The organism is Onishia taeanensis (assembly GCF_003268885.1).
Lineage (GTDB): Bacteria > Pseudomonadota > Gammaproteobacteria > Pseudomonadales > Halomonadaceae > Onishia > Onishia taeanensis_A.
Genome location: NZ_QLSX01000007.1, coordinates 86173 through 112671, shown reverse-complemented (window position 1 = coordinate 112671; position 26499 = coordinate 86173). Strand labels below are relative to the sequence as shown.

The 26499-nt window shown below is 62.4% G+C and carries 28 protein-coding genes; 8 read left to right on the top strand and 20 right to left on the bottom strand.

The features are described 5' to 3' along the window. The first annotated feature begins 188 nt into the window (after positions 1-188). Complete coding sequence (locus tag BCL93_RS10850; protein WP_112055295.1) at positions 189-767, top strand: superoxide dismutase; 579 nt, start codon at positions 189-191, stop codon at positions 765-767. A gap of 334 nt (positions 768-1101) precedes the next feature. On the opposite strand, the gene BCL93_RS10840 is transcribed toward BCL93_RS10850, so the two are convergent. The 3 genes from BCL93_RS10840 to mtnA form a co-directional block, all read right to left on the bottom strand. After that, positions 1102-2400: a nucleotide sugar dehydrogenase gene (locus BCL93_RS10840; RefSeq protein WP_112055294.1), complete on the bottom strand. Its 1299-nt coding sequence runs from the start codon at positions 2398-2400 to the stop codon at positions 1102-1104. Positions 2401-2403: 3 nt separating this feature from the next. Continuing rightward, positions 2404-3294: a UTP--glucose-1-phosphate uridylyltransferase GalU gene (gene galU, locus BCL93_RS10835; RefSeq protein WP_112055293.1), complete on the bottom strand. Its 891-nt coding sequence runs from the start codon at positions 3292-3294 to the stop codon at positions 2404-2406. Positions 3295-3386: 92 nt separating this feature from the next. Further along, positions 3387-4451, bottom strand: coding sequence for an S-methyl-5-thioribose-1-phosphate isomerase (mtnA, locus tag BCL93_RS10830; protein ID WP_181463083.1), 1065 nt, complete (start codon positions 4449-4451; stop codon positions 3387-3389). Between the two features lie 71 nt (positions 4452-4522). Between mtnA and BCL93_RS10825 the strand changes: the two genes are divergently transcribed. The 3 genes from BCL93_RS10825 (at position 4523) to BCL93_RS10815 (ending at position 7492) form a co-directional block, all read left to right on the top strand. Continuing rightward, a complete protein-coding gene (locus tag BCL93_RS10825; protein ID WP_112055292.1) occupies positions 4523-5854 on the top strand; it encodes a TRZ/ATZ family hydrolase in 1332 nt (443 codons plus the stop codon). A 154-nt stretch (positions 5855-6008) separates the two neighbouring features. Then, the gene (ubiG, locus tag BCL93_RS10820; RefSeq protein WP_112055291.1) at positions 6009-6833 is read left to right on the top strand and encodes a bifunctional 2-polyprenyl-6-hydroxyphenol methylase/3-demethylubiquinol 3-O-methyltransferase UbiG; all 825 of its coding nucleotides are present in this window, start codon (positions 6009-6011) and stop codon (positions 6831-6833) included. Further along, a complete protein-coding gene (locus BCL93_RS10815; RefSeq protein WP_112055290.1) occupies positions 6830-7492 on the top strand; it encodes an HAD-IA family hydrolase in 663 nt (220 codons plus the stop codon). The genes ubiG and BCL93_RS10815 overlap by 4 nt, the downstream gene beginning before the upstream one ends. 211 nt (positions 7493-7703) lie before the next feature. On the opposite strand, the gene BCL93_RS10810 is transcribed toward BCL93_RS10815, so the two are convergent. The 14 genes from BCL93_RS10810 to BCL93_RS10745 form a co-directional block, all read right to left on the bottom strand. Further along, positions 7704-8465 carry a YciK family oxidoreductase gene (locus tag BCL93_RS10810; protein WP_112055289.1) on the bottom strand — a complete coding sequence of 254 codons (762 nt, stop codon included), beginning with the start codon at positions 8463-8465 and terminating at the stop codon, positions 7704-7706. A gap of 26 nt (positions 8466-8491) precedes the next feature. Then, positions 8492-9280: a tol-pal system protein YbgF gene (gene ybgF, locus BCL93_RS10805; protein WP_112055288.1), complete on the bottom strand. Its 789-nt coding sequence runs from the start codon at positions 9278-9280 to the stop codon at positions 8492-8494. A gap of 36 nt (positions 9281-9316) precedes the next feature. Continuing rightward, positions 9317-9850: a peptidoglycan-associated lipoprotein Pal gene (pal, locus tag BCL93_RS10800; protein WP_112055287.1), complete on the bottom strand. Its 534-nt coding sequence runs from the start codon at positions 9848-9850 to the stop codon at positions 9317-9319. A gap of 54 nt (positions 9851-9904) precedes the next feature. Further along, entirely contained in the window at positions 9905-11188 is a 1284-nt protein-coding gene (gene tolB / locus BCL93_RS10795; protein WP_112055286.1) for a Tol-Pal system beta propeller repeat protein TolB, read from the bottom strand. Further along, positions 11188-12303, bottom strand: a complete 1116-nt coding sequence (gene tolA / locus BCL93_RS10790) for a cell envelope integrity protein TolA (RefSeq protein ID WP_112055285.1) — start codon at positions 12301-12303, stop codon at positions 11188-11190. Before tolA ends, tolB begins: the two co-directional genes overlap by 1 nt. A 9-nt stretch (positions 12304-12312) precedes the next feature. Next, positions 12313-12753, bottom strand: coding sequence for a protein TolR (gene tolR, locus BCL93_RS10785; RefSeq protein WP_112055411.1), 441 nt, complete (start codon positions 12751-12753; stop codon positions 12313-12315). Between the two features lie 15 nt (positions 12754-12768). Next, entirely contained in the window at positions 12769-13446 is a 678-nt protein-coding gene (gene tolQ / locus BCL93_RS10780) for a protein TolQ (protein ID WP_181463082.1), read from the bottom strand. Positions 13447-13547: 101 nt separating this feature from the next. Further along, on the bottom strand, positions 13548-13943 hold the full coding sequence (gene ybgC, locus BCL93_RS10775) for a tol-pal system-associated acyl-CoA thioesterase (protein ID WP_112055283.1): 396 nt from the start codon (positions 13941-13943) through the stop codon (positions 13548-13550). Next, on the bottom strand, positions 13940-14989 hold the full coding sequence (gene ruvB, locus BCL93_RS10770) for a Holliday junction branch migration DNA helicase RuvB (protein WP_112055282.1): 1050 nt from the start codon (positions 14987-14989) through the stop codon (positions 13940-13942). Before ruvB ends, ybgC begins: the two co-directional genes overlap by 4 nt. 80 nt (positions 14990-15069) lie before the next feature. Next, positions 15070-15684, bottom strand: a complete 615-nt coding sequence (gene ruvA / locus BCL93_RS10765) for a Holliday junction branch migration protein RuvA (RefSeq protein ID WP_112055281.1) — start codon at positions 15682-15684, stop codon at positions 15070-15072. A gap of 239 nt (positions 15685-15923) precedes the next feature. After that, positions 15924-16469 (bottom strand): crossover junction endodeoxyribonuclease RuvC, encoded by a 546-nt coding sequence (gene ruvC / locus BCL93_RS10760; protein WP_112055280.1) that lies wholly within the window; start codon positions 16467-16469, stop codon positions 15924-15926. A 27-nt stretch (positions 16470-16496) separates the two neighbouring features. Continuing rightward, on the bottom strand, positions 16497-17246 hold the full coding sequence (locus BCL93_RS10755; protein WP_112055279.1) for a YebC/PmpR family DNA-binding transcriptional regulator: 750 nt from the start codon (positions 17244-17246) through the stop codon (positions 16497-16499). 83 nt (positions 17247-17329) lie between these two features. After that, positions 17330-19114 carry an aspartate--tRNA ligase gene (aspS, locus tag BCL93_RS10750; protein ID WP_112055278.1) on the bottom strand — a complete coding sequence of 595 codons (1785 nt, stop codon included), beginning with the start codon at positions 19112-19114 and terminating at the stop codon, positions 17330-17332. Between the two features lie 50 nt (positions 19115-19164). Continuing rightward, positions 19165-19431, bottom strand: a complete 267-nt coding sequence (locus BCL93_RS10745; protein WP_112055277.1) for an FmdB family zinc ribbon protein — start codon at positions 19429-19431, stop codon at positions 19165-19167. 344 nt (positions 19432-19775) lie between these two features. Here BCL93_RS10745 and BCL93_RS10740 point away from each other — a divergent pair, with 344 nt between their 5' ends. From BCL93_RS10740 to BCL93_RS10730, 3 genes are all read left to right on the top strand, one after another. Next, positions 19776-20717: a D-2-hydroxyacid dehydrogenase gene (locus BCL93_RS10740; RefSeq protein WP_112055276.1), complete on the top strand. Its 942-nt coding sequence runs from the start codon at positions 19776-19778 to the stop codon at positions 20715-20717. After that, the gene (locus BCL93_RS10735) at positions 20710-21648 is read left to right on the top strand and encodes a ribokinase (protein ID WP_112055275.1); all 939 of its coding nucleotides are present in this window, start codon (positions 20710-20712) and stop codon (positions 21646-21648) included. Before BCL93_RS10740 ends, BCL93_RS10735 begins: the two co-directional genes overlap by 8 nt. 105 nt (positions 21649-21753) lie before the next feature. Then, positions 21754-22695 carry a nucleoside hydrolase gene (locus BCL93_RS10730; protein ID WP_112055274.1) on the top strand — a complete coding sequence of 314 codons (942 nt, stop codon included), beginning with the start codon at positions 21754-21756 and terminating at the stop codon, positions 22693-22695. Positions 22696-22748: 53 nt separating this feature from the next. Here BCL93_RS10730 and BCL93_RS10725 read toward each other — a convergent pair whose 3' ends face one another. After that, positions 22749-23021 (bottom strand): acylphosphatase, encoded by a 273-nt coding sequence (locus tag BCL93_RS10725; RefSeq protein WP_112055273.1) that lies wholly within the window; start codon positions 23019-23021, stop codon positions 22749-22751. A 334-nt stretch (positions 23022-23355) separates the two neighbouring features. Beyond that, complete coding sequence (locus BCL93_RS10720; RefSeq protein ID WP_112055272.1) at positions 23356-24261, bottom strand: YihY/virulence factor BrkB family protein; 906 nt, start codon at positions 24259-24261, stop codon at positions 23356-23358. Between the two features lie 154 nt (positions 24262-24415). On the opposite strand from BCL93_RS10720, the gene BCL93_RS10715 reads away from it, so the two are divergent. Continuing rightward, complete coding sequence (locus tag BCL93_RS10715) at positions 24416-25510, top strand: bifunctional nicotinamide-nucleotide adenylyltransferase/Nudix hydroxylase (protein WP_112055271.1); 1095 nt, start codon at positions 24416-24418, stop codon at positions 25508-25510. Between the two features lie 51 nt (positions 25511-25561). On the opposite strand, the gene BCL93_RS10710 is transcribed toward BCL93_RS10715, so the two are convergent. Next, the gene (locus BCL93_RS10710) at positions 25562-26479 is read right to left on the bottom strand and encodes a LysR substrate-binding domain-containing protein (protein ID WP_092524051.1); all 918 of its coding nucleotides are present in this window, start codon (positions 26477-26479) and stop codon (positions 25562-25564) included. Between the last annotated feature and the right edge of the window lie 20 nt (positions 26480-26499).

Genomic DNA, 26499 nt, shown 5'->3' with positions numbered 1-26499 from the left:
GGCGCAGATGCTTGGTATCGTAAGGTTTTTTGGCCTTTAAAGCATCTTCTTGGCATGCCTTTGGCATCTCATTAAAGGTTCGGGATCCGCCCTGACAAATTGGACTCCCGCCCCTTGAATTATGTTCTTGAGGGCTCCAGAACTTGAGTGGATGCACCTTCCCTTGACCGACGAGGAGTAAGTAAATCATGGCATTCGAACTACCCGCCCTGCCGTACGAAATGAACGCGCTTGAACCGCACATTTCTGCCGAGACGCTCGAATATCACTATGGCAAGCATCATCAGACCTATGTGACCAAGCTCAACCAGATGACCGACGGCACCGACGATGCTAACAAGTCACTGGAAGAGATCATCAAGTCTGCCTCCGGCGGCCTGTTCAACCAGGCAGCGCAGGTCTGGAACCACACCTTCTACTGGCACTGCCTGTCCCCGAACGGTGGCGGTGCGCCGACCGGTGCGCTGGCCGATGCCATCAACGCCAAGTTCGGCTCCTTCGAGGAATTCAAGGAAGCCTTCAACGCCAAGGCTGCTGGTAACTTCGGTTCCGGCTGGACCTGGCTGATCAAGACCGATGACGGCGGCGTGGATATCGTCAATACCGACGATGCAGACACCCCGGTCGCTCACGGCCAAACCCCGCTGCTGACCATCGATGTGTGGGAACACGCCTACTACATCGACTATCGCAATGCGCGTCCGAAATATCTCGAAAACGTGTGGAAGATCCTTAACTGGGATTTCGTCGCGCAGAACTTCGCGTAACTCGCGTTTCGGACAAGCACATCTTCCGAGATGTGCCCCGCGTCAAAACCCTCGCCATCGGCGAGGGTTTTTTTGGTTCTTAGCAGCGATTCATGCAGATAACGGACGGGCTCATGAGCGACATGATGAAAGCGGTAGTGACTACCGGTACCGGCTAATATGACAAGCTTGAGTATCGAGAGGTTCCCATTCCGACGACCGGTCCGGGCAAAGTATTGATCAAGGTGCTGACGGCAGGCACCAACAATACCGACATCAACACCCGCCTGGGCTGGAGCAGGATTGAGGCTTAAAGTGCCCGCTCCCGATTGGAACCAGTGCCAGCAGCCGGCAATCAGGGATTGGCACGCCGCCCGATGCCCCGATAGACCAAGCCGCGACCTGCCACGAAGTCAGGATCGAAGATATTGCGTCCGTCGAGGATCAAACGTTCGCCCAAGAGGCTGCCGAGCAGGCGCCAGTCCGGGTTCCAGTAGCATTTCCACTCGGTAACCAGCATCAGCGCGTCGGCCCCCTGGCAGGCCGCATAAGGGTCACCTTCACACAGCGTGAGCAGCGGATGCTCGCCGACACGGTCTCGCAGAGCATGAAGAGCGGCCGGGTCGTGTAAGCGTACCTTGACGCCCTGGGCCCACAGCGCCTCGAGCAAGGGCAACACCGGTGCATGGTCGATGCGTGCCGTGCCTGGCTTGAAGGCTGCCCCCCAGATGGCCACGGTGCGACCCTCAAGTTGGCCCTGGAAGTAGGCCCACAGTTTGCGGAAGAGGGTCTCCTTCTTGTGCTCGTTGATATCGAGCACCTGGCTTAGCAGCGCGGAGCCCCGGCCGCTGGCCGACTGCACGTCTGCCAGACGCATCAGGTCCCGTGAGAAGTTTGGGCCACCGAAGCCGCAGCCCGGATAGAGATACTCATAGCCGATGCGGGTATCCGCGCCCATACCCTGACGGACATGCTCGACATCGACCCCCAGGGTGTCGGCCAGACCGGCAATATCGTTCATGTAGCTGATGCGGGTGGCCAGCATGCCGTTGATGGCTAGTTTGGTCAGCTCGGCGGCACGTCGCGGCATGCACTGGAAGACTTCGCTGCGGCGGTTGAAGGCCCGCAGCAGTTCACGCACCTGATCCGTGGCGCGCGTATCCTCGCTGCCCAGCAGCCAGCGCACCGGGCGGGTAAAGACCTGCCAGGCACGTCCCTCCTCGAGCATGTCCGGCAACGCCACGGCGACCTGGCCGGCATGGCCCATCAGCGCTTCGAGCCGTTCGGTCTCGCCGACCGGGAAAGTCGAGTTGTTGATCACGACAAGCGGCGCCGACTGGCGGGCGGCGAGCTGCTCGACGGCTGCCTGCGCCGCATCGCGCTGATCCGGGGCCAGGGCCAGCCAAAGTATATCGATCTCGGTGAGCTCAGCTGCCGACTCGGCCTTGGTGTCGCCGATCGTGAGGGCCCCGTCGCGACAGGCCGCCTCCAACTGGGCGATCAGCTCCGGCTCACGAGTCAGCCAATCGGCCTGTTCCAGCTCGACCCAGGGCTGGCCGGCGTGAGGTTGCCAGGTGACGCGATGACCCACGCTTGCCAATGCCGCCGCAGCCGTCGCGGCGGCAAGTTCACTTCCCTGTACGACAACGCGCATGGCTTATTCCTCGGCGACGTAGCGTTGCATCAGTTCCTGGAAACCGGCGCCGAACTTGGGATGACGCTTGGCAAAGGCCAGGATGGCCTCGAGATAGCCAAGCTGATGACCGCAGTCGTAGGTGGCTCCCTGCATGCGGAACGCCTGAACGCCCTCACGTGCAATCAGGGTATCGATGGCATCCGTCAGTTGGATTTCGCCACCGGCGCCGGGCTTGGTCTCGGCCAGCAGCGCGAAGATGGAGCCCGGCAGCAGATAGCGGCCGATCACGGCAAGGCTCGACGGCGCATCTTCAACGGCGGGCTTTTCGACCACGCTTGCCATCGGCGCGGAATGACCAGCCTCCGGGGTATCGCCTTCGAGGGCCACGATGCCGTACTTGTAGGTCAGCTCCTTGGGCACGTTCTCGACCATGATCTGTGACTGGCCGCTATGCTCGAAAGCCTGGATCATGCCGGCCAGATCGTTCTGATCAAGGCCCAGGCTGTCGACCAGCACATCGGGCAGCAAGACGGCAAAGGGCTCGTCATCGCCGATCACCGGACGAGCGCAGAGCACCGCGTGGCCTAGACCCAGCGGCTCGGGCTGGCGCACGCTGATGATCTTGACGTCATCGGGGATGATGTGACGCAGCTCATCGAGCAACTCGAGCTTGCCCTTGGCCTCAAGGGTCGTCTCCAGCTCGAAATGCTTGTCGAAATGGTTCTCGATGGCGCCCTTGCTCGAGTGGGTCACCAGCACAATTTCCTTGATGCCAGCGGCCACAGCCTCTTCGACCACGTACTGAATCACCGGTTTGTCGACGATGGTGATCATTTCCTTGGGAATGGCTTTGGAGGCCGGCAAGCAGCGAGTACCTAGACCAGCGACGGGCAACACAGCCTTGCGAATCATGGCAGTCCTTTTAGATATCAACTTTAAATATTAGCTTTTGCTGTAACCATCTGTTCGATGAGCGAATCCCTGCATTATGGCATAGCCAACTGTCAGGCGGAGCCTCCTCGGGAGGCCTCTCCCAACCAGGCCGCCAGGCTGGCCCGATTAGGCGATTCGATGACGCCCTTTTCGCTGACGATGGCATCGATCAGCCCGGCCGGGGTGACATCAAACACCGGATTGTAAATATCGATACCGTCGGGTGCCACGGCACGCTCGCCCTGGTGGGTCAGCTCGCGGGCGTCGCGGGTCTCGATGGGAATGTCTGCGCCGCTTTCCAGGCTCGCATCGAAGGTGCCGGTCGGTGCGACCACCATCACCTTGACGCCGAAATGGCGCGCCTGTACCGCCAGCGCCAAGGTGCCGATCTTGTTGGCCACATCGCCGTTGGCCGTTACCCGATCGGCGCCGACGATCAGCCAGCCAATGTCCCCGCGAGCCATCAGCAGCGAGGCTGCCGAATCCACGGCCAGGGTCACGGGGATGCGTTCCTCGGCAAGCTCCCAGGCTGTCAGGCGAGCGCCCTGCAGCCAGGGGCGCGTCTCATTGGCATGCACGTGGGTAATCAGCCCCCGGGCCCAGCCGCTGCGGATCACGCCGAGCGCCGTGCCATGGCCGCCGGTGGCCAGTGCCCCGGTATTGCAGTGGGTCATGACCGCCTTCGGCGCCTCGCGGGCGAGCAGGTCGGCACCGTATTCCCCCATCGCCAGGCAGTCGGCAAGATCCTGGCGTTGGATATCCCGGGCCGTCTCAAGCAGCGTCTCGACCGGCGGCGCGACAGCATGGCGGTGTGCCGTGACCACCGCCCGCATGCGCTCCAGCGCCCAGAACAGGTTGATCGCCGTGGGACGCGATGCCGCAAGCCTTGCCATTGCGGCGTCCAGCGTCGCCGGCCAGTCGGGTCCCGACGCCTGCCGCGCAGCCAGCACGACGCCATAGGCCGCGGTAATGCCGATCGCCGGCGCACCGCGCACCACCATGGCGGTGATCGCTTCGGCGGCCGCCTCGGCACTGTCGATTCGCAGCGTCTCGCGACGGCTTGGCAGCCAGCGCTGATCGAGCAGTTCGAGGCTGTCGTCATTGCACCAGCGAATCGGCGTCAGGTGGGCAGTCATGGTCTCTCCGGGGCAGGCAAGCATCAGCAGGAGCGGGTAGAATGGGCTCATCATACCGAAGGAGTGATGCGATGCCATCTAACGCACCGCGTGACGTAGAGCTCGTGATCGAGGCGCGCTGGATTCTGCCGATGAGTGATGGCCTGCCGACCCTCGAGGACCATGCCATTGCCATCGATGCCGGTCGCCTGCTCGGCCCTTGGCCGATCGGCGAGGTCGCGCAGTGCGTCCGTCCGGCGCGAACCCTGCGCCTCACGCATCATGCCCTGCTGCCGGGGCTGATCAACGCCCACAATCACGCCGGCATGAGCCTGATGCGCGGCTTCGCCGACGACCTGCCGCTGATGACCTGGCTCAACGAGCACATCTGGCCGGCAGAGGCCGCTCATGTAAATCCCGAGTTCGTGGCGGCGGGCACGCGGCTGGCCTGCGCCGAGATGCTCACCTCAGGCACCACGACCTTCGCCGACATGTACCTGGCGCCGGAGGCCGTTGTACCGGTGGTCGAAGAAGCAGGCATGCGCGCGCAGCTCTGCACGCCGCTGATTGACTTTCCCACGCCCTGGTCAAAAGACTTTGAGAGCGGCGTGCGCCAGACCGAGGCGCTGAAGGCCAGCCTGAGCGACCACTCCCTGATTTCACTGGCCTTCGGCCCCCATGCGCCCTACACGGTCGGCGATGCTAGCCTTGGCAGACTGTGCGAGGCTCGCAAGCAGCTCGGCCTGCCGATCCAGATGCACGTGCATGAGACGCGCGATGAAGTCGAACAGGGACTCGCCAAAGACGGCAAACGCCCGCTGCGCCGGCTGTTCGATTCAGGCCTGCTCGGCCCGCATTTTCAGGCCGTGCACATGACCCAGGTCGACGATGAAGACCTGGCGCTGCTGCGTGAGACCGACACCGCCGTCATCCACTGCCCCCAGTCTAACCTCAAGCTCGCTAGCGGCTTTTGCCCGGTGGCCAGGCTCCAGAAGGTCGGCATCACCGTCGGGCTCGGCACCGACGGCGCCGCCAGCAACAATGACCTGGACATGTTCGATGAGATGAAGACGGCAGCCCTGCTGGCCAAGGGCGTCAGCGGTGACGCCGCTGCCCTGCCGGCGATGGCGGCGCTGGCCATGGCCACCCGCGACAGCGCCAGGGCTCTTGGTATGGAAAAACGCCGGGGGCAGCTCCTCGAAGGCTTCGATGCCGACCTGATCGCCGTAGATCTTGAAGCCCTGAACAGCGTCCCCGTACACCACCCGGCTTCGGCGGCGGTCTATGCCGTACAAAGCCGTCAGGTCAGCCATGTCTGGGTCGCAGGCAGCGCTCGCCTGGATGCTGGGGAACTCGTGGGACTCGACCGAAAGGCACTGCTCCATGAGGCCCGTCAGTATGAGCGGACCATGCGTCCTGTTTAAGCCAGGACCTGAATGAGCCTTTGCCTAGCGTTGACTAACCTTTTTTTGCTGCGGCTAAACCCGGCACCGTCGAGGGAGCCACAGCCATGACACCGACTCTAGCCCACGCTATTGCACAGCGTGGCCAGCGATCATTTTGCGGGAGAAGCATCAGATGAGCAGTGAATCCCAGGCGTCACATCACGCCCCACAGCAAGGTTTAGGTCGAACCCCAGATCAAACCCCAGAGGAAACCTCACAGAAAGACCAAAGCGCCCGCCCCGGCACCGACTATCGAGATAATGTCGATGCCGCCGAAGTGGCCAAGTTCGAGGCCCTGGCCAGCCGCTGGTGGGACAAGGAAAGCGAGTTCAAGCCGCTGCATGAGATCAATCCGTTGCGCCTTGATTTCATCGACGCCCGGTCGGGCCTGGCGGGCAAGCGCGTCATCGACGTCGGCTGTGGCGGCGGGATCCTAGCCGAAGCCATGGCGCACCGTGGCGCTCGGGTAACCGGCATCGACATGGGTGAAGCGCCGCTGGCGGTGGCCCGGCTGCATCGCGAGGAGAGCGGCGTGGAGGTCGACTATCGCCAGGCCAGCGCCGAAGAAATGGCCGCCGAACAGCCTGAGGCCTATGACATTGTCACCTGCCTTGAGATGCTCGAGCACGTCCCGGACCCTGCGGCCGTGGTTCGCGCCTGTGCCACCCTGGTCAAGCCGGGGGGACAGGTGTTCTTTTCGACCATCAACCGCAACCCCAAGGCCTACGCCTTTGCGATCCTCGGCGCCGAGTACGTGCTGCGGCTCCTGCCCCGAGGCACCCATGACTACAAGAAGTTCATTCGTCCTGCCGAGCTCGCTGGCTGGGCGCGTGCCGCAGGTCTGCACCTCGGCGAGCAGACCGGACTGACCTACAACCCGCTGACCCGTCGCTATCGCCTGGATGCCTACGATGTCTCGGTGAACTACATGATCCAGACCCGGCGAGAGACGACATGAGCCTAGCGACGCCCCCTCGTGCCCTGCTCTTTGATCTGGATGGCACCCTGGTGGACACCGCTCCCGACCTGGCGCGGGCCACCAATGCCCTGCGCGCCTACCATGACCTGCCTGCCCTGCCCTACGAAACGATCCGGGCTCAGGTGTCCAATGGCGGCAGCGCGCTGGTCACTCTGGCACTGGGACTCGAGCGCGACCACGCCCAGCATGATGCAGCCCGAAGCTTTCTGCTCGACGCTTACGGACAGGATGTGGCCGCCGAGAGCCGACTATTCGAGGGGCTCGCACCGCTGATCACGGCCTGGGCCGTATCGCCACGGGCCTGGGGCATTGTCACCAACAAGCCCCGCGCCTATGCCGCTCCCCTGATCGAGGCCCTGGCTCTTACCCCGGGAGCTTTCCTCTGCGCCGATGATCTTCCGGTCAAGAAGCCCGATCCAGCGCCGCTGTGGGAAGCCGCGCGCCGGCTGGGCGTCACGGCCGAGGAATGCTGGTATATCGGTGATCATCGCCGAGATATCGAGGCCGCCCGCGCCGCCGGCATGACCGCCGTCGCTGTGGGCTATGGCTATCTGGACGAAGTTGAGGACATCCATGCCTGGTCGGCGGATCATGTCTTCGACACGCCCGCGGCACTGGCCAGAGCCCTCGGATACTGATCGAGGCCGGAAACAGGTGACACGACCCCAAACGACGATGGGCCTGGCTCGTGGAGCCAGGCCCATCGTCGTTTTGCCTTGGGATTGTGCCTTGGGGTTGTGCCTTGAGATGTTGCCTTGAAGAACCTCAGAGGAACCCGAGAAGAGCCCCTCTAAGCCTTACCGCTGAGCGCGTATTTCAACGCGATGGTCACTGATCAGTGTCCTGATATCAGGCCTTCGGCGGTTGAGCGTCGAAGCGCTCGCCGCTATGCCCCTGACTATCAGGGCCGATCAGCCACAGATAGGTCGGCATGATCTCGTCAGGAGTACGCAGCCGCTTAGGGTCCTCGGCGGGATAGGCCGTCTTGCGCATCTGCGTGCGTGTGGCACCCGGATTCAGGGTGTTGACGCGAATGTTGGAGACATTCTCCAGCTCATCGGCCAACAATTCGCTGAAATTCTCGGTCGCCGCCTTGGAAACCGCATAGGCGCCCCAGAACGCCCGCCCCTTGCGTCCCACGCTCGAGGAGGTGAAGACCACCGAGGCATCGTCAGAGGTTTTTAGCAGCGGCAAGAGCGCCTGTGTCATCCAGATCGGACCGTTGATATTGACCTGCATGACCTGCTCCCACAGCGCGGGGTTGTACTGCTCGAAGGGCGTCAACCGCCCCAGCAGACTCGCGTTGTGAAGGATACCGTCGAGGCGGCCGAACTCCTTGTCGAGCGTCTCGGCCATGTCGTGGTAGTCCTTGAGCGTGGCGCCTTCGAAATTCAGCGGAAAAATAGCCGGCTGAGGGCCACCCGCCGCCTCGATGGCATCATAGGTGGCCTCCAGCTTGGCGATCGTCCGACCGAGCAAAATCACCGTAGCGCCATGGCGAGCATAGCTCAGCGCGGCGGCATGGCCGATGCCGTCGCCGGCCCCGGTGACCAGGATCACCCGCCCCGCCAGTAGATCAGGACGCGCCTGATAATCGATCTTGCAGCTCATCGATGCTCCTTGAGGGGCCAATCGCGTCAGCCCGCAGACCGGTTGAGGAAATCGTTGGCCAGCCCCGCCGCACTGCTGTCAGGAAATTCCTTACGTACCCGCTCTAGCAAGGCACGGCTTTCCTCAGGCTTGCCTTGACGCGCTCTCAACAGCCCCTGCTTGTAGAGGGCATCCGGCATCTTGCTGCTCTGCGGGAAGTTCTGAATCACTCGCTCGAAGGCCGCCGATGCCTTGTCGAGTTCCGTCTGAGCCGAGTACAGCTCACCCAGCCAGTAGTGACCGTTGGCGGTCAGCCCGGTGTTGGGGTAATCGGCGACGAAACCTTCGAAGGCAGTGATGGCGGCAGGAAAGTCCCGCGCCTGCACCTTGGCAAAGGCGGCCTGATAGGCGGCTCGCGCTTCATTGCTGGTGGTTGGCTCGCTGCCGGCCGAAGACTCACTCGTCGCCGTCTTGGCGCCCTCTTCTTCACCGGTTGCCGCTGCCTGTTCAGCGGCCGCGGCTCGCTCGCCGGACTGAATGCGCTTCTCGAGCTCCAGATAGCGCTGCTGCGCCATCTGACGCTGCTGATCTAGCTGATAGCGCAGCTCTTCGATCTGGCCACGCAGCCGCTTGATTTCATCCTGGTTCTCCTGCACCTGGTTAAACAACACCAGGCTGCCTCCGGACTCCTCGCGCACTTCGGCGCGCTGATAGAAGCTACCGGAGCCTTGCGAGAGATCCTCGACCACCGGCGCGGCGCTCACCAGCGGCGGCAGCGCCAGGCAGAGCCCGGCGCCAAGGGTCGTCAACGTGAATCTCGACAGACCATCTTTCATGTATCACTCCATCGGCTGCAGGCGATCCGTAGCGACTCAGTAGTCGAAGACCACACGGCGGTTCTGGGCATAGCTGTCTTCGCTGCTGCCCCGCACGGCCGGGCGTTCTTCACCATAGCTGACCACCTCGAGCTGTGACGGAGACACGCCCTGTACCATCAGGAAGCGCTGGACAGCGTTGGCACGACGCTCGCCGAGGGCCAGGTTGTACTCGCGGGTGCCGCGCTCGTCAGTATGCCCCTGCAACACCACAGAGGCGTTGGGGTGAGTGCGCAGATACTCGGCATGAGCAGCCATGACCGACTCGAACTCACTGCGGATGGTGTCACGGTCATAATCGAAATAGATCGTGCGGACCTGAGGAATGCCGTCCTGCTGGCCATCCCGCATGCCCATGCTGCTGGACCCGACCTGCCCAGAGTTCATGCCCTGGCTGGAAGCGCCGCCGCTGGTGGCGCCTTCGCTGCCCGCCATGGACCCGTCCTGAGTGCCGCCGGTGCTGGAGCAACCGGCCATGACGACCAGCGAAAGGGCTGCGGCGAGATGCTTGGCATAGGGGGTAACGTGCATATTCGACTCCTTGAAAGATGCCAGTGACTGGCAGGGTATAAACGAAATGATCGTTTAATTCAGAAACGGTGACCAGGCGGGTTCGCGAACATCACCCTGAGCTGCGGGAAGCCGGAAAGACGCCTTGCCATCCGCCGAGACCGCCGAGAGCACCCCTTTTCCGCCCTGCTGGGTGGCGAAGATTACCATGGTGCCGTTGGGGGCAACACTGGGTGATTCATCGGCACGCGAGTCGGTCAAGGTGATCAAGCGGCCAGTCTCCATGTCCTGTTTAGCCACCTGGAAGCCCTGGCTGCCGCGATGGATCATGAACAGGGTCTCGCCATCAGGTGCAAAGCGCCCACGAGAATTATAGTTGCCGGTGAAGGTCAGGCGCTTGGCTTCGCCGCTGGCCATATCATAGCGATATAGCTGCGGGCCGCCGCTTCGGTCGGATGTGAACACCAGGCTTTGGCCGTCTGGCGCCCAACTAGGCTCGGTATCAATGGCGTCGCTGCGTGTCAGGCGCTGAAAGCTGCCGGCGCCGATGTCCATCACATAGATTTCCGGCTGGCCATCCTTGGAGAGCGACATGGCCAACTTGCGGCCGTCCGGGGACCAGGCCGGTGCCCCGTTGATGCCCTCGAAAGAGCTGGCTCGTACCCGCTGACTGGATGCCAGGTTCTGGATATAGATGGCCGGACGTCCAGTTTCAAACGACACATAGGCGAGCTTCTGACCATCCGGCGACCAGTCCGGTGACAGAATCGGCTCGTCAGAGGACAGGATCTGCTGGCTGTTGTAGCCGTCAGCGTCGGCCACTTGCAGGCCATACTGGATATTCTCGCCCACCCCTTGTGCGGTGACATAGGCGATCTGGGTCGAGAAGGCACCACGAATCCCGGTGATGGCCTCGAATATCTCGTCGCTTATACGGTGCGCCGCTGCTCGCGACTGATCGGGGCCGGCGAGATTGATGACCTTGCCGAGCATGCGCTCCTGGCCGTAGACGTCCATCAGTTCGTACTGAATGCTGCCATCGGTGCCGACCTTGCCCACCACCAGGTAATCGGCATCCACCGCCCGCCAGTCGCGATAGTTGACCTCGCTGCTGGCACTCGGCGTGGCGATAAGATTGTCTCGGGACAGGGGCTTGAACTGACCACTGCGCTCAAGATCGTTGGCGATCACGCTGGCAATATCCGTGGGCAGCTGAGCGCCCTGCTCGGCGAAAGGCACCACGGCAATCGGCGTGGCCCGATCACTGCCCTGGGTAATTTCGATGGTCAGATCAGCATGGGCAAGGCTGGCAATCATCATCAGCAGCATGCCGCACCACAGGCTCGAATAACGTTTCATCAGCGCACATCTCCCGGTTTGAATCTCAGGTTAAAGTCTCGAAAGCGGCGCTGGGCCGCAGGGGGCAGATCTTGCATCTCGCGGAAGGGCGCAGCGCGCTCTACTGCCTGAAGGACCGAGCGATCGAAGGCCGCATCGCCACTGCTCTGGACGAGCTGCGTATTGACCAGCTCGCCGGTAGGCAGCAGCGTCAGGCGCACCAGCGCTTGGACACCTGAACTCAGATTAGGCGGAACAATCCAGGCTTGCTCGACGGCGCTGCGCACCAGGTTCTGGAAGCTATTACTGGCCTGCTCCGCCTGACGAGCATTGGCGATGTCCTCTTCCTCGCCGGCAATGGCGCTGTCCAGGCTATTGCTGGCCGCTTCGGCCGCACGCTTGGCGGCTTCTTCCCGACGCTTGCGCTCAGCTTCGGCTTCGGCCTGCTGGCGAGCCTCTTCCTGGCGTTTGCGTTCGGCCTCGGCTTCAGCCTGCTTTCGCGCCTCTTGCTGACGCTTTGCTTCGGCTTCAGCTTCGGCCTGCTGGCGGGCTTCTTCCTGGCGCTTGGCCTCAGCCTGAGCCTGTGCCTTCTGACGGGCTTCCTCCTGGCGCTTGGCTTCTGCGTCGGCCTCCGCCTGGCGGCGGGCTTCCTCTTGACGCTGTTGCTCGGCTTCGGCCTGTGCCTGACGCTGTGCCTCAGCCTCCTGGCGCGCCTGCTCCTCTTGCTGTCGGCGGGCTTCGGCGGCGGCGGCTTCTTCGGCACGACGCTGGGCATCGGCCTCGGCCTCACTGCGTGCTTGTTCGGCGGCCTTGCGTGCCGCTGCCTGTTCGGCCGCTTGCTGAGCTTGCTGCTCGGCCGCTGCCTGTTCGGCTTCCTGCTGGCGTTGGCGCTCAGCAGCGGCGGCCTCTTCCTCTGCCTGACGCTTAGCGGCACGGGCTCTGGCGGCCTCGGCACGCTGCGCCTGGTCGGTTGCGGTTTCGGTGCTGACCAGCGTCGCCTTGACCACTGACGCCGAGCTCGGCTCCTCTTCAGAGGTCGGAAATTCCAGCACATTGATCACGACGACCCCGACGTGCAGGGCAAGCGCCAGGGCCACCGGCAGGCCGTAGCCCACGCGGGAGTCATGTCTGGCCATGCGTGCTCCTTAATTGTCGGCAGGCGGCGGTTCGGAAATCAGGCCGACATCGCTGACGCCGGCCACTTGCAGTGTGCTCATCAGGGTAATCACCTGACCATAGGGCACATTGCGATCCCCGCGAACCAGTACCGGCGTATTGGGGCGCCGATCAAGAATGGCAATCACCTTGTCGGAGATGGCCTCGAGGCTGGTGGCCGATTTGTCGTCGCCGACTGAGATGAAATAGCTGCCCTCGCGGTCAACGGAGACGATCACCGGCTCCTGATCCTGGATATCGGCAATCGGCTTGGAGGCGGTCTTGGGCAGTTCGACCTGGACGCCCTGCGTCATCATCGGCGCGGTGATCATGAAGATCACCAGCAGCACCAGCATCACGTCGATGAAGGGCACCACGTTGATCTCACCCATCGGCTTGCTGCGGCCACCACGGTGAAACGGACCATGCATCATGGCATTGCTCCCTCAGGCCGCATCCTGATCACCGCGCCCCTGGAGGTTGCGGTGCAGGATGGAATGAAACTCTTCGGCAAAGTCTTCGTACTTACCGAGCAGCTTGCTGGACGAGGCAGACAGGCGGTTATAGAAGATAACCGCCGGAATCGCCGCGAACAGCCCCATGGCGGTGGCGATCAGGGCCTCGGCGATCCAGGGAGCGACGGTGGCAAGCGTGGCCTGCTGCGTCATCGACAGGCTCTGGAAAGAGCCCATGATGCCCCAAACGGTGCCGAACAGACCGATATACGGGCTGGCGGAGGCGACGGTGGCGAGGAAGATCAGGTGCAGATTCAGGCGCTCTTCTTCGCGCGACCAGGCGACCCGCATCGAGCGCTGAACGCCCTCGAGTATCGCCTGGGGGTTACGCGTCTTGGGCAGCAGACGGTTGAACTCGCGAAAGCCGGAGCGGAAGACGTGTTCGGCACCCTGGGTTTCCTGTTCCGCGGGTGTCTCTCGGTACAACTCGTTGAGATCAATGCCTGACCAGAAGCGGTCCTCGAAGGCCTTGTGGGCCCGCTTGGCGCGACGCAGTACGAAGCTGCGCTGAAAGATCACCACCCAGGACAGCACCGAGGCGATGATCAGCAGCAGCATCACGAACTGCACCACGCCACTGGCGTTCAGGATCAGATGTGGTATGGACATGGAGTCGTTCACGGGAGTCCTCTTTTATCAAACGCGTTCGTCATACGAAAACCTCGAGCCGAACCTGCGACGTTAGCGCCCCAGGCCGGCGACTCATTTCTTCAGGCTGACAGCGCCTTGCCCAGGCTGGCTGGCCAGCGCCTGGGCCTCAGGCTGGTCGCATCCAGGCAGGCGATGTCGACCGTGGCATGGCACAGGGGTTCCCCGCGGTGCTGCACGACCTGATGAAAACTCAGCCGACAGGCACTGTGGGCCTTGACCTCGGCGCTGACGCTGAGTTCATCGTCAAGCCTGGCAGGCTTGGCATAGCGGCACTCCAGCCGATGCACCACCAGTTGGATGCCGTCCTCGAGCAGTGCGCGCTGGGTAATGCCCAGCTGCTTCAGCCACTCGCTGCGGGCCCGTTCCATATACTTGAGATAATTGACGTAGTAAACGATGCCACCCGCATCGGTATCTTCGATATAGACGGTGACCGGGTGCTGGAATTCGCTCATGCCCCGCCCTCTTGCGTATGCGTTGAGTCACTCGGTGGCAAGCCTTCATCCCGGCTGAGGCCGAAATGCAGATAGGCCTGACGCGTGACCACGCGGCCGCGAGCCGTGCGCATCATGAAACCTTGCTGAATCAGGTAGGGCTCGATGACATCTTCGATGGTGTCGCGCTCTTCGCTGATCGCCGCCGCCAGGCTATCGACGCCCACTGGTCCGCCTTCGAACTTCTCGATCATCGCCAGGAGTAGGCGTCGGTCCATGTGATCGAGGCCGTGGGAGTCGACGTTCAACAAGTTAAGCGCCTGGTCGGCGATATCGGCCTCCAGCGCACCGCTACCGCGTACCTCGCTGAAGTCCCGCACCCGTCGCAGCAGGCGGTTAGCGATACGCGGCGTGCCACGCGCTCGGCGAGCGATCTCGGCAGCACCTGCCTGGTCTGCCTCGACCCCAAGCAGCCTTGCGGAACGGGAAACGATCTCGGTGAGTTCGGAGAGGCTGTAGAATTCGAGCCGCTGAACGATACCGAAGCGATCACGCAGCGGCGATGTCAAAAGCCCCGCACGGGTGGTGGCACCGACCAGTGTGAAACGTGGCAGATCAAGCTTGATGGAGCGTGCCGCAGGCCCTTCACCGATCACGATATCGAGCTGGAAGTCTTCCATGGCCGGGTATAGGACTTCTTCTACCGCCGGGGACAGGCGGTGAATCTCGTCGATGAACAGCACATCGCCCGGCTGCAGGTTGGTCAGCATGGCGGCCAGATCCCCCGCCCGCTCAAGCACCGGCCCCGACGTGGACTTGATATCGACGTCCATCTCATGGGCGATGATGTTGGCCAGGGTAGTCTTGCCAAGCCCGGGGGGGCCGAAGACCAGCGTATGGTCGAGGCTCTCACCGCGACCACGGGCGGCGCTGATGAAGATATCGAGCTGCTCGCGCACCGCCGGCTGGCCGATATAGTCGGCCAGCCGCTGGGGACGAATGGCATGATCGATCGGCGCTTCCCCTTCGCGGGGCTGAGCGGCGATCAGCCGATCACTGTCGATCATAGGCCCTCCGTTGCCTGGAGGTGCTGTGCGGGAACTGCCTTGAGGCGCATGCGCTCACTTTTGCCATGGGTCATGAATCATCAACCCGCCAACTTGCGGGCCAGAGCGCCCTTGATCAGGGCCTCGGTCGACAGGCCCTCATCTTGAGCGGCGATCATCTTGGCGGCTTCGGTGGGCTTGTAGCCCAGCGCCACCAGCGCGGCTTCGGCATCGGCGCGGGAATCGCTTGCCGAGGCGCCTGTGCCGGCTGCCTGTTCGAGCCCGGCAAGAGCACCCTCGGTTGCCTGGGTCCAATGCGGGAATCGGTCGCGCATTTCGATCACCAGCCGCTCGGCGGTCTTCTTGCCGACGCCCGGTAGTCGGGTCAGGGCCTTGACGTCGTCATCCATTACACAACGAATGAACTGATCCTCGTCCATACCGGAGAGGATGGCCAGGGCCAGCTTAGGGCCTACCCCGTTGACCTTGATCAGGGCCCTGAACAGGGCACGTTCCTTTTCTCGGGCGAAGCCAAACAGCAGGTGCGCATCCTCGCGCACGGTCAGATGAGTGTGCAACTGTATCGTTTCACCGACACCGGGCAGGGCCAGCAGAGTCGTCATGGAGGCTTCGAGCTCATAGCCTACCCCGCCTACATCCACGACCAGCCAGGGCGGCTGCTTTTCCAGCAGAGTGCCACGCAGGCGTCCAATCATGCCGTCACGATCCTTGAGATATTTTTCGAGATAGCTCTTGAGATAGTTCTTGAGAGAGCTCTTGAGAGAGCTCTTGAGAGAGCGCGTGAGAGAGTGCTGAATCACTATACTGGTCGCCCCATGGGCTGACCAGTATATACAAACAGCGTTTGATAATATAAAAGCGCCGGTGCCTGGCCAAGGATAAGATGCTCGACGCTGCATACTCCTGAAGGTGGGGCATTATCGTGGCCGGAACGTCACTCAGGACGATAGTCCCGCCAGCCCTTGCCCCGACCCTGGCGACCGGTACGTCCGCCAAAGGCGCCCTTTTGCACCAGGCCGAGACGCGCATGGGCATGGGTCAGAGCGATGGCCAGGGCGTCGGCGGCATCCGCCTGGGGCGTTGCCGAAAGCCCCAATACGGCCGTCACCATATGCTGCACCTGACTCTTGTCGGCGGCCCCGGTGCCGGTGACCGCCTGCTTGATCTGGCGTGGTCCATATTCGCTGACCGGCAGCCCGTGATTAGCGGCACATACGATGGCGGCCCCACGTGCCTGGCCGAGTTTCAGCGCCGAGGCAGCGTTGTTGGACATGAACACCTGTTCGATGGCGAATTCTGACGGTCGATGCACAGCGATCAGTTCGCTGATGCCGGCGTAGCACTGGGCCAGGCGCTGGGCGAGATCATCGTCCTTAAGGCGAATACAGCCGCTGGCGACGTATACCGGCCGCGGCTGGCTGACATCGAGCACGCCATAGCCGGTGATGCGGGACCCCGGATCGATACCCAGTATCAGCATGGACAAGCCTCGTCGCCTGGTACCACGTTATTCGAGCTGATCAAGAACGGCCTCGTCGAAATCGGCATTGGAATAGACGTTCTGCACATCATCGAGATCCTCGAGCATGTCCACCAGCTTGATGACCTTCTGTGCCACCTCGACGTCGTCGACAAGCGAGTAGTTGTCGGGATACTTGCCAATCTCGCTGTGCGATGGCGTCAGGTCTGCCTCGAGCAGTGCGTCCTTGACCGTCCAGAAATCCCCCGGCTGGGTGACGACTTCGATGCTGCCATCGTCATGGCTGACCACGTCTTCGGCGCCGGCCTCCAGAGTGGCCTCCATCAGCGCTTCCTCGCTGGTGCCATCGGTAAACTGCAGCCGCCCCTGGTGATGGAACATGAAGGACACAGAACCGGTGGTGCCAAGGTTGCCACCATGCTTGGAGAAAGCATGGCGCACTTCCGAGACAGTGCGATTGCGGTTGTCGGTCATGCACTCGACCAGCACGGCGACACCATCCGGGCCATACCCCTCGTAGACGGTTTCCTCCATGGCGTCGCCATCTGTGTTACCCGCCCCGCGGTCGACGGCGCGCTGGATGGTGTCCTTGGTCATGTTGCTGCCAAGCGCCTTGTCGATGGCCGCTCGCAGACGCGGGTTGTCGTTTGGCTCACTGCCGCCCAGTCGCGCGGCCACCGTCAGTTCACGAATCAGCTTGGAGAAGATCTTGCCGCGCTTGGCGTCCTGTGCCGCCTTGCGATGCTTGATATTGGCCCATTTGCTATGTCCGGCCATGAAAAAAACCTCCTTTTCATGCTCCGCCGGCGCCCAAGGGCGCCGGCGGATCGGAATTGCGTGTATCAGGTGCTAGGTGTGGCTCAAGCGCCCTGCTCACCCTCGGGCTTGGCTTTCTGGCGCAGGCGGATATTGAGCTCTTTGAGCTGCGTCGGAGATACCACGCCCGGAGCGTCGGTCATCAGGCAAGCGGCGCTCTGGGTTTTCGGGAAGGCGATGACCTCACGGATAGTCTTGGCACCGGTCATCAGCATTACCAGGCGGTCGAGGCCGAAGGCCAGACCGCCATGGGGCGGTGCGCCATACTGCAGGGCGTCGAGCAGGAAGCCGAACTTCTCGTCGGCTTCTTCCTCGCCGATGCCCAGCACATCAAGGACCGCGCGCTGCATGCCATGATCGTGGATACGAATCGAGCCACCGCCCAGTTCGGTCCCGTTGAGCACCATGTCGTAGGCCTTGGACAGCGCCTCGGCCGGGCGGTCGCGCAGGGTGTCGACATCGCAGGACGGGGCGGTGAACGGGTGGTGAAGCGCCTGCATGCGGCCGTTGCCGTCTTCCTCGAACATCGGGAAGTCGACCACCCACAGCGGTGCCCATTCGCGGGTATAGAGCTCGAGGTCTTCACCCAGCTTGACGCGCAACGCGCCGATCGCCTCGTTGACGATGCGTGCGTTATCGGCGCCGAAGAAGATGATATCGCCGTCCTGAGCTTCGACGCGATCAAGCAAATCTTCGATGATGCCGTCCATGAACTTGACGATCGGCGACTGCAGACCTTCGATGCCCTTGGCACGTTCGTTGACCTTGATCCAGGCCAGACCGCGAGCGCCGTAGATGCCGACGAACTTGGTGTACTCGTCGATTTCCTTGCGCGACAGCTTGGCACCGCCCGGCACCTTGAGCGCCGCCACACGGCCATCGTCGGCCTGGGCCGGACCGGAGAAGACCTTGAAGTCGACGTCCTTCATCAGGTCGTCGACATCGGTGAGCTCCAGCGGGATGCGCAGGTCCGGCTTGTCAGAACCAAAGCGGCTCATGGCTTCGGCATACGGCATGCGCGGGAACAGCGGCAGCTCAACGTCGAGCACTTCCTGGAACAGCTGACGGATCATGGTCTCGGTGATGGCCATGACGTCGTCTTCGTCGACGAAGGATGCCTCGAGGTCGATCTGGGTGAATTCCGGCTGACGGTCGGCGCGCAGGTCCTCGTCACGGAAGCACTTGGCGATCTGATAATAGCGATCAACGCCGGACACCATCAGCAGCTGCTTGAAAAGCTGCGGCGACTGCGGGAGCGCGAAGAAACTGCCCGCGTGTGTGCGGCTCGGCACCAGGTAGTCGCGGGCGCCTTCCGGCGTGGCACGGGTCAGGATCGGCGTCTCGATATCGAGGAAGCCCTGCCCCTCGAGAAAGGCACGCACGCTGTGAGAGATGCGCGAGCGCAGGCGCAGCTTGTCGATCATCTCTGGGCGGCGCAGGTCGATATAGCGATGCTTGAGGCGCGTTTCCTCGCCGACCTTGCCATGTTCATCGAGCTGGAACGGTGGGGTGGCGGCGGTGTTGAGCACCTCGACGTCCTTGGCCAGCACCTCGATCATGCCAGTGGGCATGTTGGGGTTCTGGGTACCTTCGGGGCGCAGGCGCACCCGGCCGGTAATGCGCAGCACGAACTCGTTGCGTGCGCGGTCGGCGGTCGAGAAGGCTTCGGCGGTATCGGGATCCACCACCACCTGCGCCAGACCGTCACGGTCGCGCAGGTCGAGGAAGATTACCCCACCATGGTCACGGCGGCGGTGAACCCACCCGCACAAGGTGACCTGCTGGTCCACCAGAGTCTCGTTCAGCTGGCCGCAATAATGGCTGCGCATGTCAAATCCTGTTCTGTTGCGTTATCGAATAATAAAGGAGGACGGGACGCTTAGGCCGCCGTTCCGTCCTTGGCCGTCGTCTTGGTCGGGGCAGTCTTGTCAGCCCCACCCTCGCCGGCAAGATTCTTCTTGCTGCCGGACTTGAAATCGGTCTCGTACCAGCCGTTGCCGGCCAGCCGGAAGCCCGCTGCACTGATCAGCCGCTGGAGCTCTTCCTTGGCGCAGGCCGGGCATTCGGTCAGCGGGTCGGCGCTGATTTTCTGCAGCTTTTCCAGGCGATGGCCACAGGCCTTGCACTCATATTCATAGATGGGCATCGTTCAACTCTCCTGAGCACGACTACATAAGCACAATTGTTTACGTACCACTGCTAAGCATGCCACTAGGCACGCGTCGCTAGAGACCTAAGTCAGACACGAGAAACCTGGCGTAGCGTCCGCTATTGGCACACCGCATCGCAAAACAGCGGGGCCTGTGGCCACCTTGGCGCTCAAGCCTTGTACCAATGTCGGGGCGGCCGGCGCGCTTTCCAAGCCTGCTGCGAAAGCGCGACATTATAGCGTGTTGCGCCCCCTGACGGGCAAGGCGAGCAAGCGCGCATTATCATCATGCGTTGCAGCCAACCCTATACGATACCCCACAATACGATCAGGACGCTCCCATGAAAGCCGTGATCCTTGATGCCGCCAGCCTTGGCGACGATATCGACCTGAACCCGCTTCGCGCCGAAGTCGATACCCTGAAGGTCCATGACACCACTGCCCCGGAGGAATGCCTGGAGCGCCTGGACGGCACCAGTGTGGCCATCGTCAACAAGGTGCTATTGAATTCAGAGACCCTCGAGGCGCTGCCCAGCCTGAAGCTGATCTGCGTATTGGCGACCGGCACCAATAATATCGACATGCAGGCTGCCAAGCGGCTGGGCATAGAGGTGCGCAACGTTACCGCCTATGGCACGGCCAGCGTCGCCCAGCACACCCTGATGCTGATGCTGACCCTGGCCAATCGGCTTCCGCTCTACCAGCGCGAGGTTGCCGACGGTGCCTGGCAGCAGAGCGCCTTTTTCTGCCTGTTAAATCACCGCACCCTGCAGCTTTCGGGAAAGCACCTGGTGATCGTCGGCCAGGGTGAGCTTGGCTCGCGGGTGGCGGCGCTGGCGGAGGCGTTCGAGATGCGCGTCAGCTTCGCCGCCCGCCCCGGCAAGGCCGACGACCAACGCCCTAGCCTGCATGAACTGGCGCCCCAGGCGGACGTTGTGAGCCTGCACTGCCCTTTGACCGAGCAGACCCGCCATCTGGTCGATGCCGCCCTGCTGGAGCGCTTCAAGGAAGATGCGCTGCTGATCAATTGCGCACGAGGCGGTATCATAGACGAACAGGCGGCCCTAGAGGCGCTGCGTGAGGGGCGCTTGGGCGGTCTCGGGGTCGATTCGCTGCCGGCGGAACCCCCGCGGAACGGTCACGCCCTGATCGAGGCTCTCGACGAGCCACTTAACCTGATCGTCACCCCGCACAATGCCTGGATCACACCCGAGGCACGCGCCAATGTGGTCCGGCTGACCGTGGACAATATCCGCGCCTGGCAAGGAAACTCGGATGCCTGATACCCCTCGCCCACTTTACAACCTGGGCTCCATCAACATCGATCACGTCTATCGCGTACCCCACTTGGTTCGCCCCGGCGAGACGCTGGCCAGTACCGGCTATCAGCAGGTACTCGGCGGCAAGGGCGCCAATCAGTCGCTCGCCATGGCCCTGGCCGGTGGCCGCGTCGAACACTGGGGGCGCCTCGGCCTCAGCGACGACTGGGCACTCAGGCAACTCACCGACGCCGGTGTCGGCGCCGAGGCAGTGGACCTCGTCGATGAACCCAGCGGTCATGCCCTGATCCAGGTCGATGACCAGGCCGAGAATGCCATCATTCTTTACCCGGGTGCCAACCACGGCTTTGCAAATGCCGACATCGACACGCGCATCGACAATGCCGATCCCAGCGGCTGGCTGCTGCTGCAGAACGAAACCAACGGCCTGGCTCGCGCCATGGAGCAGGCCCATGCCAGAGGGCTGTCAATCGCCTTCAATCCAGCGCCGATGCACGCCGCCGTGAACGAGCTGCCGCTGTCGGCCTGCCAGCTGCTGTTCGTCAATCGCGGCGAGGCGGCCGCGCTGGTCAACTTGTCAGAAGACAGCGATGCCGATGCCCTGCTCATGGCACTCGGTGAACGCTTGCCTGGCGTTGAGCTGGTGCTGACCCTGGGAGGTGACGGTGTCTGCTATCAGCACGGCGACACCCGGCTCGTACTGCCCGCTTACCGGGTCGAGGCCAGGGACACCACCGCTGCCGGCGACACCTTCATCGGCCACTTCATGGCCGCCAGGCTTGCTGGGAGTGACGTCGAGACCTGCCTGCGTCGGGCAAGTGCTGCCTCGGCGATTTGCGTGCAGCGCGAAGGCGCCGCACCGAGTATCCCCGATGCCCATGCCGTCGATAAAGCACTTGCAGAATGGCCGGCGCTGTCGCTCACGCGTCACTGACCTTTCTGGCAAGCCACCTAACGAGCCACCTCTAACGAGGCGGCCCGGCATAGACAGTCTCTACACTGATGCGCGGGCCGCCGCCCGCGTCGACAAGGAAGCCCCATGAGCCAACCGATCATCTTTGACACCGACCCGGGCGTTGACGATGCCCAGGCCATCGCCATTGCCCTCGCCCACCCTGAGATCGAGCTACTGGGCATGACCACCACCTATGGCAACGTCGATATCGACACCGCCACCCATAACGCCCTGCTGCTTGCCGAGCTGGCGGGGCAGAAAATCCCAGTCGCCCAAGGCGCCGCCGCACCGCTGGTCAAGCCCAAGCATCCGGCGCCTGCGCATATCCATGGTGCCAACGGCCTTGGCAACATCGACCTGCCCGATATAGAAGGCAAGGCGCTTTCAGTCAGCGCCCCCCAGTTTATCGTCGACACCATCAACGCTCGCCCAGGCGAGGTAAGCCTGGTGGCCGTTGGGCCGCTTGGCAACCTGGCGGCCGCGCTGCAGCTCGACCCGAGCATTACCGAGAAGGTCAAGCAGGTCATCGTAATGGGAGGGTCAATCAAGGAAGGCGGCAATGTCACCCCGGTAGCAGAAGCCAATATCTTCAATGATCCGCATGCCGCTGCCCGGGTACTGACCGCAGGCTGGCCGCTGACGCTGGTGGGACTGGATGCCACCCACCGCTGCGTCCTGGCCCCCAAGGACATGGACACCATCGCCGCCGGCCAGGGCAAGCTTGGCCAGGTGCTGGCCGAGAGCTATGCCTTCTACCGGGCCTTCTATCAGCAGGCGCTTGGCATTGACGGTTGCTGCCCCCACGACAGCTGCGCGCTGGCCTATCTCATCCAGCCCGAGCTTTTCACAACCGCCAAGGGCCATCTTAACGTGGTCACCGAAGGCGTCGCCGAAGGGCAGACAGTGTTTGCTCCTGATGGCCGCGTGTTCCTGGCACCGCGCTGGTCTCAGACGCCGATGATCACCGCCTGCCTAAGCGCAGACGGTCCCGCGGTGATTGACTGGATTGTCGATACGCTGAAGTAGCTTTCGGCCAGCAAGAGCCTTGGCGCTATACACCCAGGCTTGGAAATAGCGGCCTAAAGCGTGATGAAGGCGTAGTGATCCTGCCAATCGACGCCTTCGATGGCGACATGAGTGACCCGGGCGTTCGGTGGTCCTTCCCACAGCCACCGGGCGACCGCATCCACGTTGCTCGACTCACCGCATAGCAATACCTCGACACGTCCATCCGCCAAGTTACGGGCGTGTCCTGCTACCCCTGCCTTTAACGCCTGCTCCTGAGTCGCTTTGCGATACCAGACGCCCTGCACCTTTCCAGTGACCAGCGCCTTCAGGCAGCACTTGCTCATTCATGGCCTCCTTGATGTCCAAAACAACCAGGGCATGTTGCCTCAGCCTGGAGTTGTACATGCGGTATACTGATATAACTTCTATATACAATTAGTGTGGATCGGGCTACATTCAAGTTACAATCACAAGCCACAAGACGGATGTTTTCATGTTTGCTCTGACATTTCTGCTGCTGGCTGCCACGTGCCTATCACTTGCCGCTCTGGGGGTCGCTATCAAAGCGGCGACGGTAGAGATGCAATTCGGGCTGGTTCGACTGCCCGACACGTCAACCCAAATCGAGAGTGGTCGACATCGGCTGACAAGCAAACCGGCAACTCGGTATTGATCATCTCAGTCGGTTTGCACCTCATGCTTGACCAGCACCGCTGAATTTCGCGGCACGATATGTTTTCCCCGGGCCAGCAGGTGGCACTTGGTAAACGCCGCCCCGAACAACAGGATCAACGACGAGTAATAGACCCAAAGCAGAATCAACACCACCGAACCGGCGGCGCCATAGGTTGATGCCGTGGCCGTATAGGTCAGATAAATGGCGATGCCGTATCGACCAATCGAAAACAGTACCGCCGTCACGCACGCCCCTACCATCACGTCCTTCCAGCGCAACACCACATCCGGCAATACCTTGAAGATCGTAGCGAACAGCAAGGCGATCATGGCCAGGGAAATCAGGAACTCCAGCCCGCCGACCATGAAACCGATGCCGGGCCAGAGGTCATTGGCCGCATGCAACACCGCGCGCACGACCACTCCGAGAATCAGTGACACCAATAACAGAAAGCCAATGGACAGCACCACTGCCAGCGACAGCACTCGACTCTTGATGAATTTCAACATGCTGTTGCTACTGGGGTGAGGCATCACGCCCCAGATGGTGTTAAGCGAAAACTGCATCTGCGCGAATACCGTTGTGGCACCGATCAGCAAGGCACCAAAGCCAAGCATACTAGGCAGCAGGCCAGACTCCTGGATGCGCGACTGGGCGACGGCATTCTGGATGGCCTCAGCGGCCCCAAGGCCCATGGTGCCCTGTAACTGAGAGACGATTTGCCCCTGTGCAGCCTCCTCGCCAAGCACCAAACCAATGACCATGACCGCAATAATGATGGTCGGTGCCAGCGAGAACAGCGTATAGAAGGCCAGTGAGCCGGCGTAGCTGAAGGCATTGCGTTCCAGCCACAGCTTCACTGCATGGCGGACCACATCCCACCAGAAAATAATCCAGGTTCGTAACATGCAAGCTCCCTGCAACAGTGTCATCGACTGCACCCAGCATACCCGAGCCCTTGGCTCTCTGCTTCGCCAGCCGCCAACGCCAGATTGCAGGCGAGACGGCGAGCGTCGATAATGCGCCCCCTAGCGCACCCCGGTCATCAGCCACGGAGCCCGCATGGCGCATACCCAGCTAACCAACGATTGCCATAAGGATTTCGACTGTCTGGTCTTCATTGGCCGTTTTCAGCCTCCACATCTGGGGCATAGAGCGGTCATCCACGAGGCATTGAAACGTGCCCATCAGGTAATCGTACTTGTCGGCTCGGCCTGGCAGGCTCGCTCGCTGCGCAACCCCTGGCGCTTCGAGGAGCGCCACGACATGCTGAGAAGCTGTTTCGACGAGACCGACAATGCCCGGCTGGAAATCGAGCCCTTGCTTGATGCTCTCTACAATGATGACGTCTGGGTTCGCGACGTTCAGCGAAAGGTGCGCGACATCGCCTCGCCAAGCCAGGGGCGCCTGCCCCGTATCGGGCTGATTGGGGCCAGCCGTGGCCAATCGAGCTACTACCTCACCCTGTTCCCGCAGTGGGAATCGGTTAGCGTGCCGCTGGTCGAGGGCATCTCCGCCAGCGGGATTCGCGAACGGCTTTTCCGCTCGCCGGCTGCCGCCAGTGATTACGCCTCTACCGGCGCCGCCCACGACCTGCCCCCCGGCGTACTCGACACGCTTCAGGCCTTCACTCGCAGCCAGCACTATCAGCATCTGTTAGAGGAGCAGCAGCTGCTTCAGCAGTATCGACGCGCCTGGGCAGATGCGCCCTACCCGCCCATTTTCGTGACGGTCAATGCGGTGGTGGTGCAATCGGGGCACGTGTTGATGGTCAAGCGCAGCGCGGCGCCCGGCAAGGGCCTGCTGGCGCTGCCAGGAGGGTTCATCAACCCCCACGAGCGGCTGCTGGATGCCTGCCTTAGGGAGCTACGGGAGCGGGTGCGCTTGAAGGTGCCGACACCGGTACTCAAGGGCTCGCTGCGCGGGCAACGCCTGTTCGACGAACCGCATCGCAGCTGGCGCGGTCGGACTCTGGCCGAGGCCTTCTATTTCGCGCTGCGCCCGGAGCAGCAGCTACCCCAACTCAAGCACGCCAAGGGCGGCGAGCGGGCTCGCTGGGTGGCGCTTGCGGATCTGGAGCCGGAGGAACTGTTCGAAGATCACTTTTTCATCATTCAGACCTTCCTGGGCCTGCCCGCCAGCTTCGGCACCCCTTAGCGGGCGCCATTCCCAGAACGCTGCTGAGAAAACCGGGGCTTACGAATCGGATCAGGCTTCCAGAAAGTCCCTGGGCAGCTTCATCATCTGGCGCCAGAGCTTCTCGACGCCCGGCTTGTGGACCAGCGAGCAGCGATACAGGCGAATCTCCAGCGGCACGTCCCAGCCCTCGCCTCCGGCGCGGACCAGACGCCCGCTGGAGAGCTCCTCGCGGATGCAGAAGTCAGGTATCCAGGCCATGCCAACTCCTTGCATCACCATGCCCTTGAGGCCCTCTGCCATGGCCGTCTCGTAGACGGTTCGCAGCCGCAGGCGCAGCGGATCATTCTTGAGCAGCATACGCACGCTGCGACCCAGAAAGGCACCCTGGGTGTAGGAGAGGAAGGGAATCTGCCCTTCGCCGGACAGCGGAAAGCGCGGCGCGCCGTCGGCATCGGGCAAGCAGACGGGGATCATCTTGACCTGGCCGACCGAGAAGGACGGAAAGACTTCGGCATCGAGCTGCATGCTGGCGTAGGGATCGTAATAGCCGAGCATCAGGTCACAGTTGCCCTCACGCAGCACATGAATGGCCTCACCAACGTTCATCGCCACCAGGCGTGTCGGCAGCTCCCCCAATCCCTGCTGCAGCCGTGAGATCCACTGCGGATAAAAGGCCAGAGCCAGCGAGTGCGCGGCGACGATATCCAGCGCCTCGGTATCCATGGCCACGCCGCGCAGATGACCCAGGCACTCATTCAACTGCTCTACCAGGTTACGCGCCGTGACCAGGAACAGCTGGCCTTCGGGTGTCAGCCCGACAGGAGTGGTCGAGCGATCTACCAGGGTCACTCCCACCGCCTGTTCAAGCGATCGAATACGACGACTGAAGGCCGGCTGGGTGACATGGCGCTGTCGCGCCGAGGCCGAAAAACTGCGGGTATTGGACAGGGCGACGAAGTCTTCCAGCCACTTGGTCTCGAGGTTCACCGCGACTCCGATGGAATGTC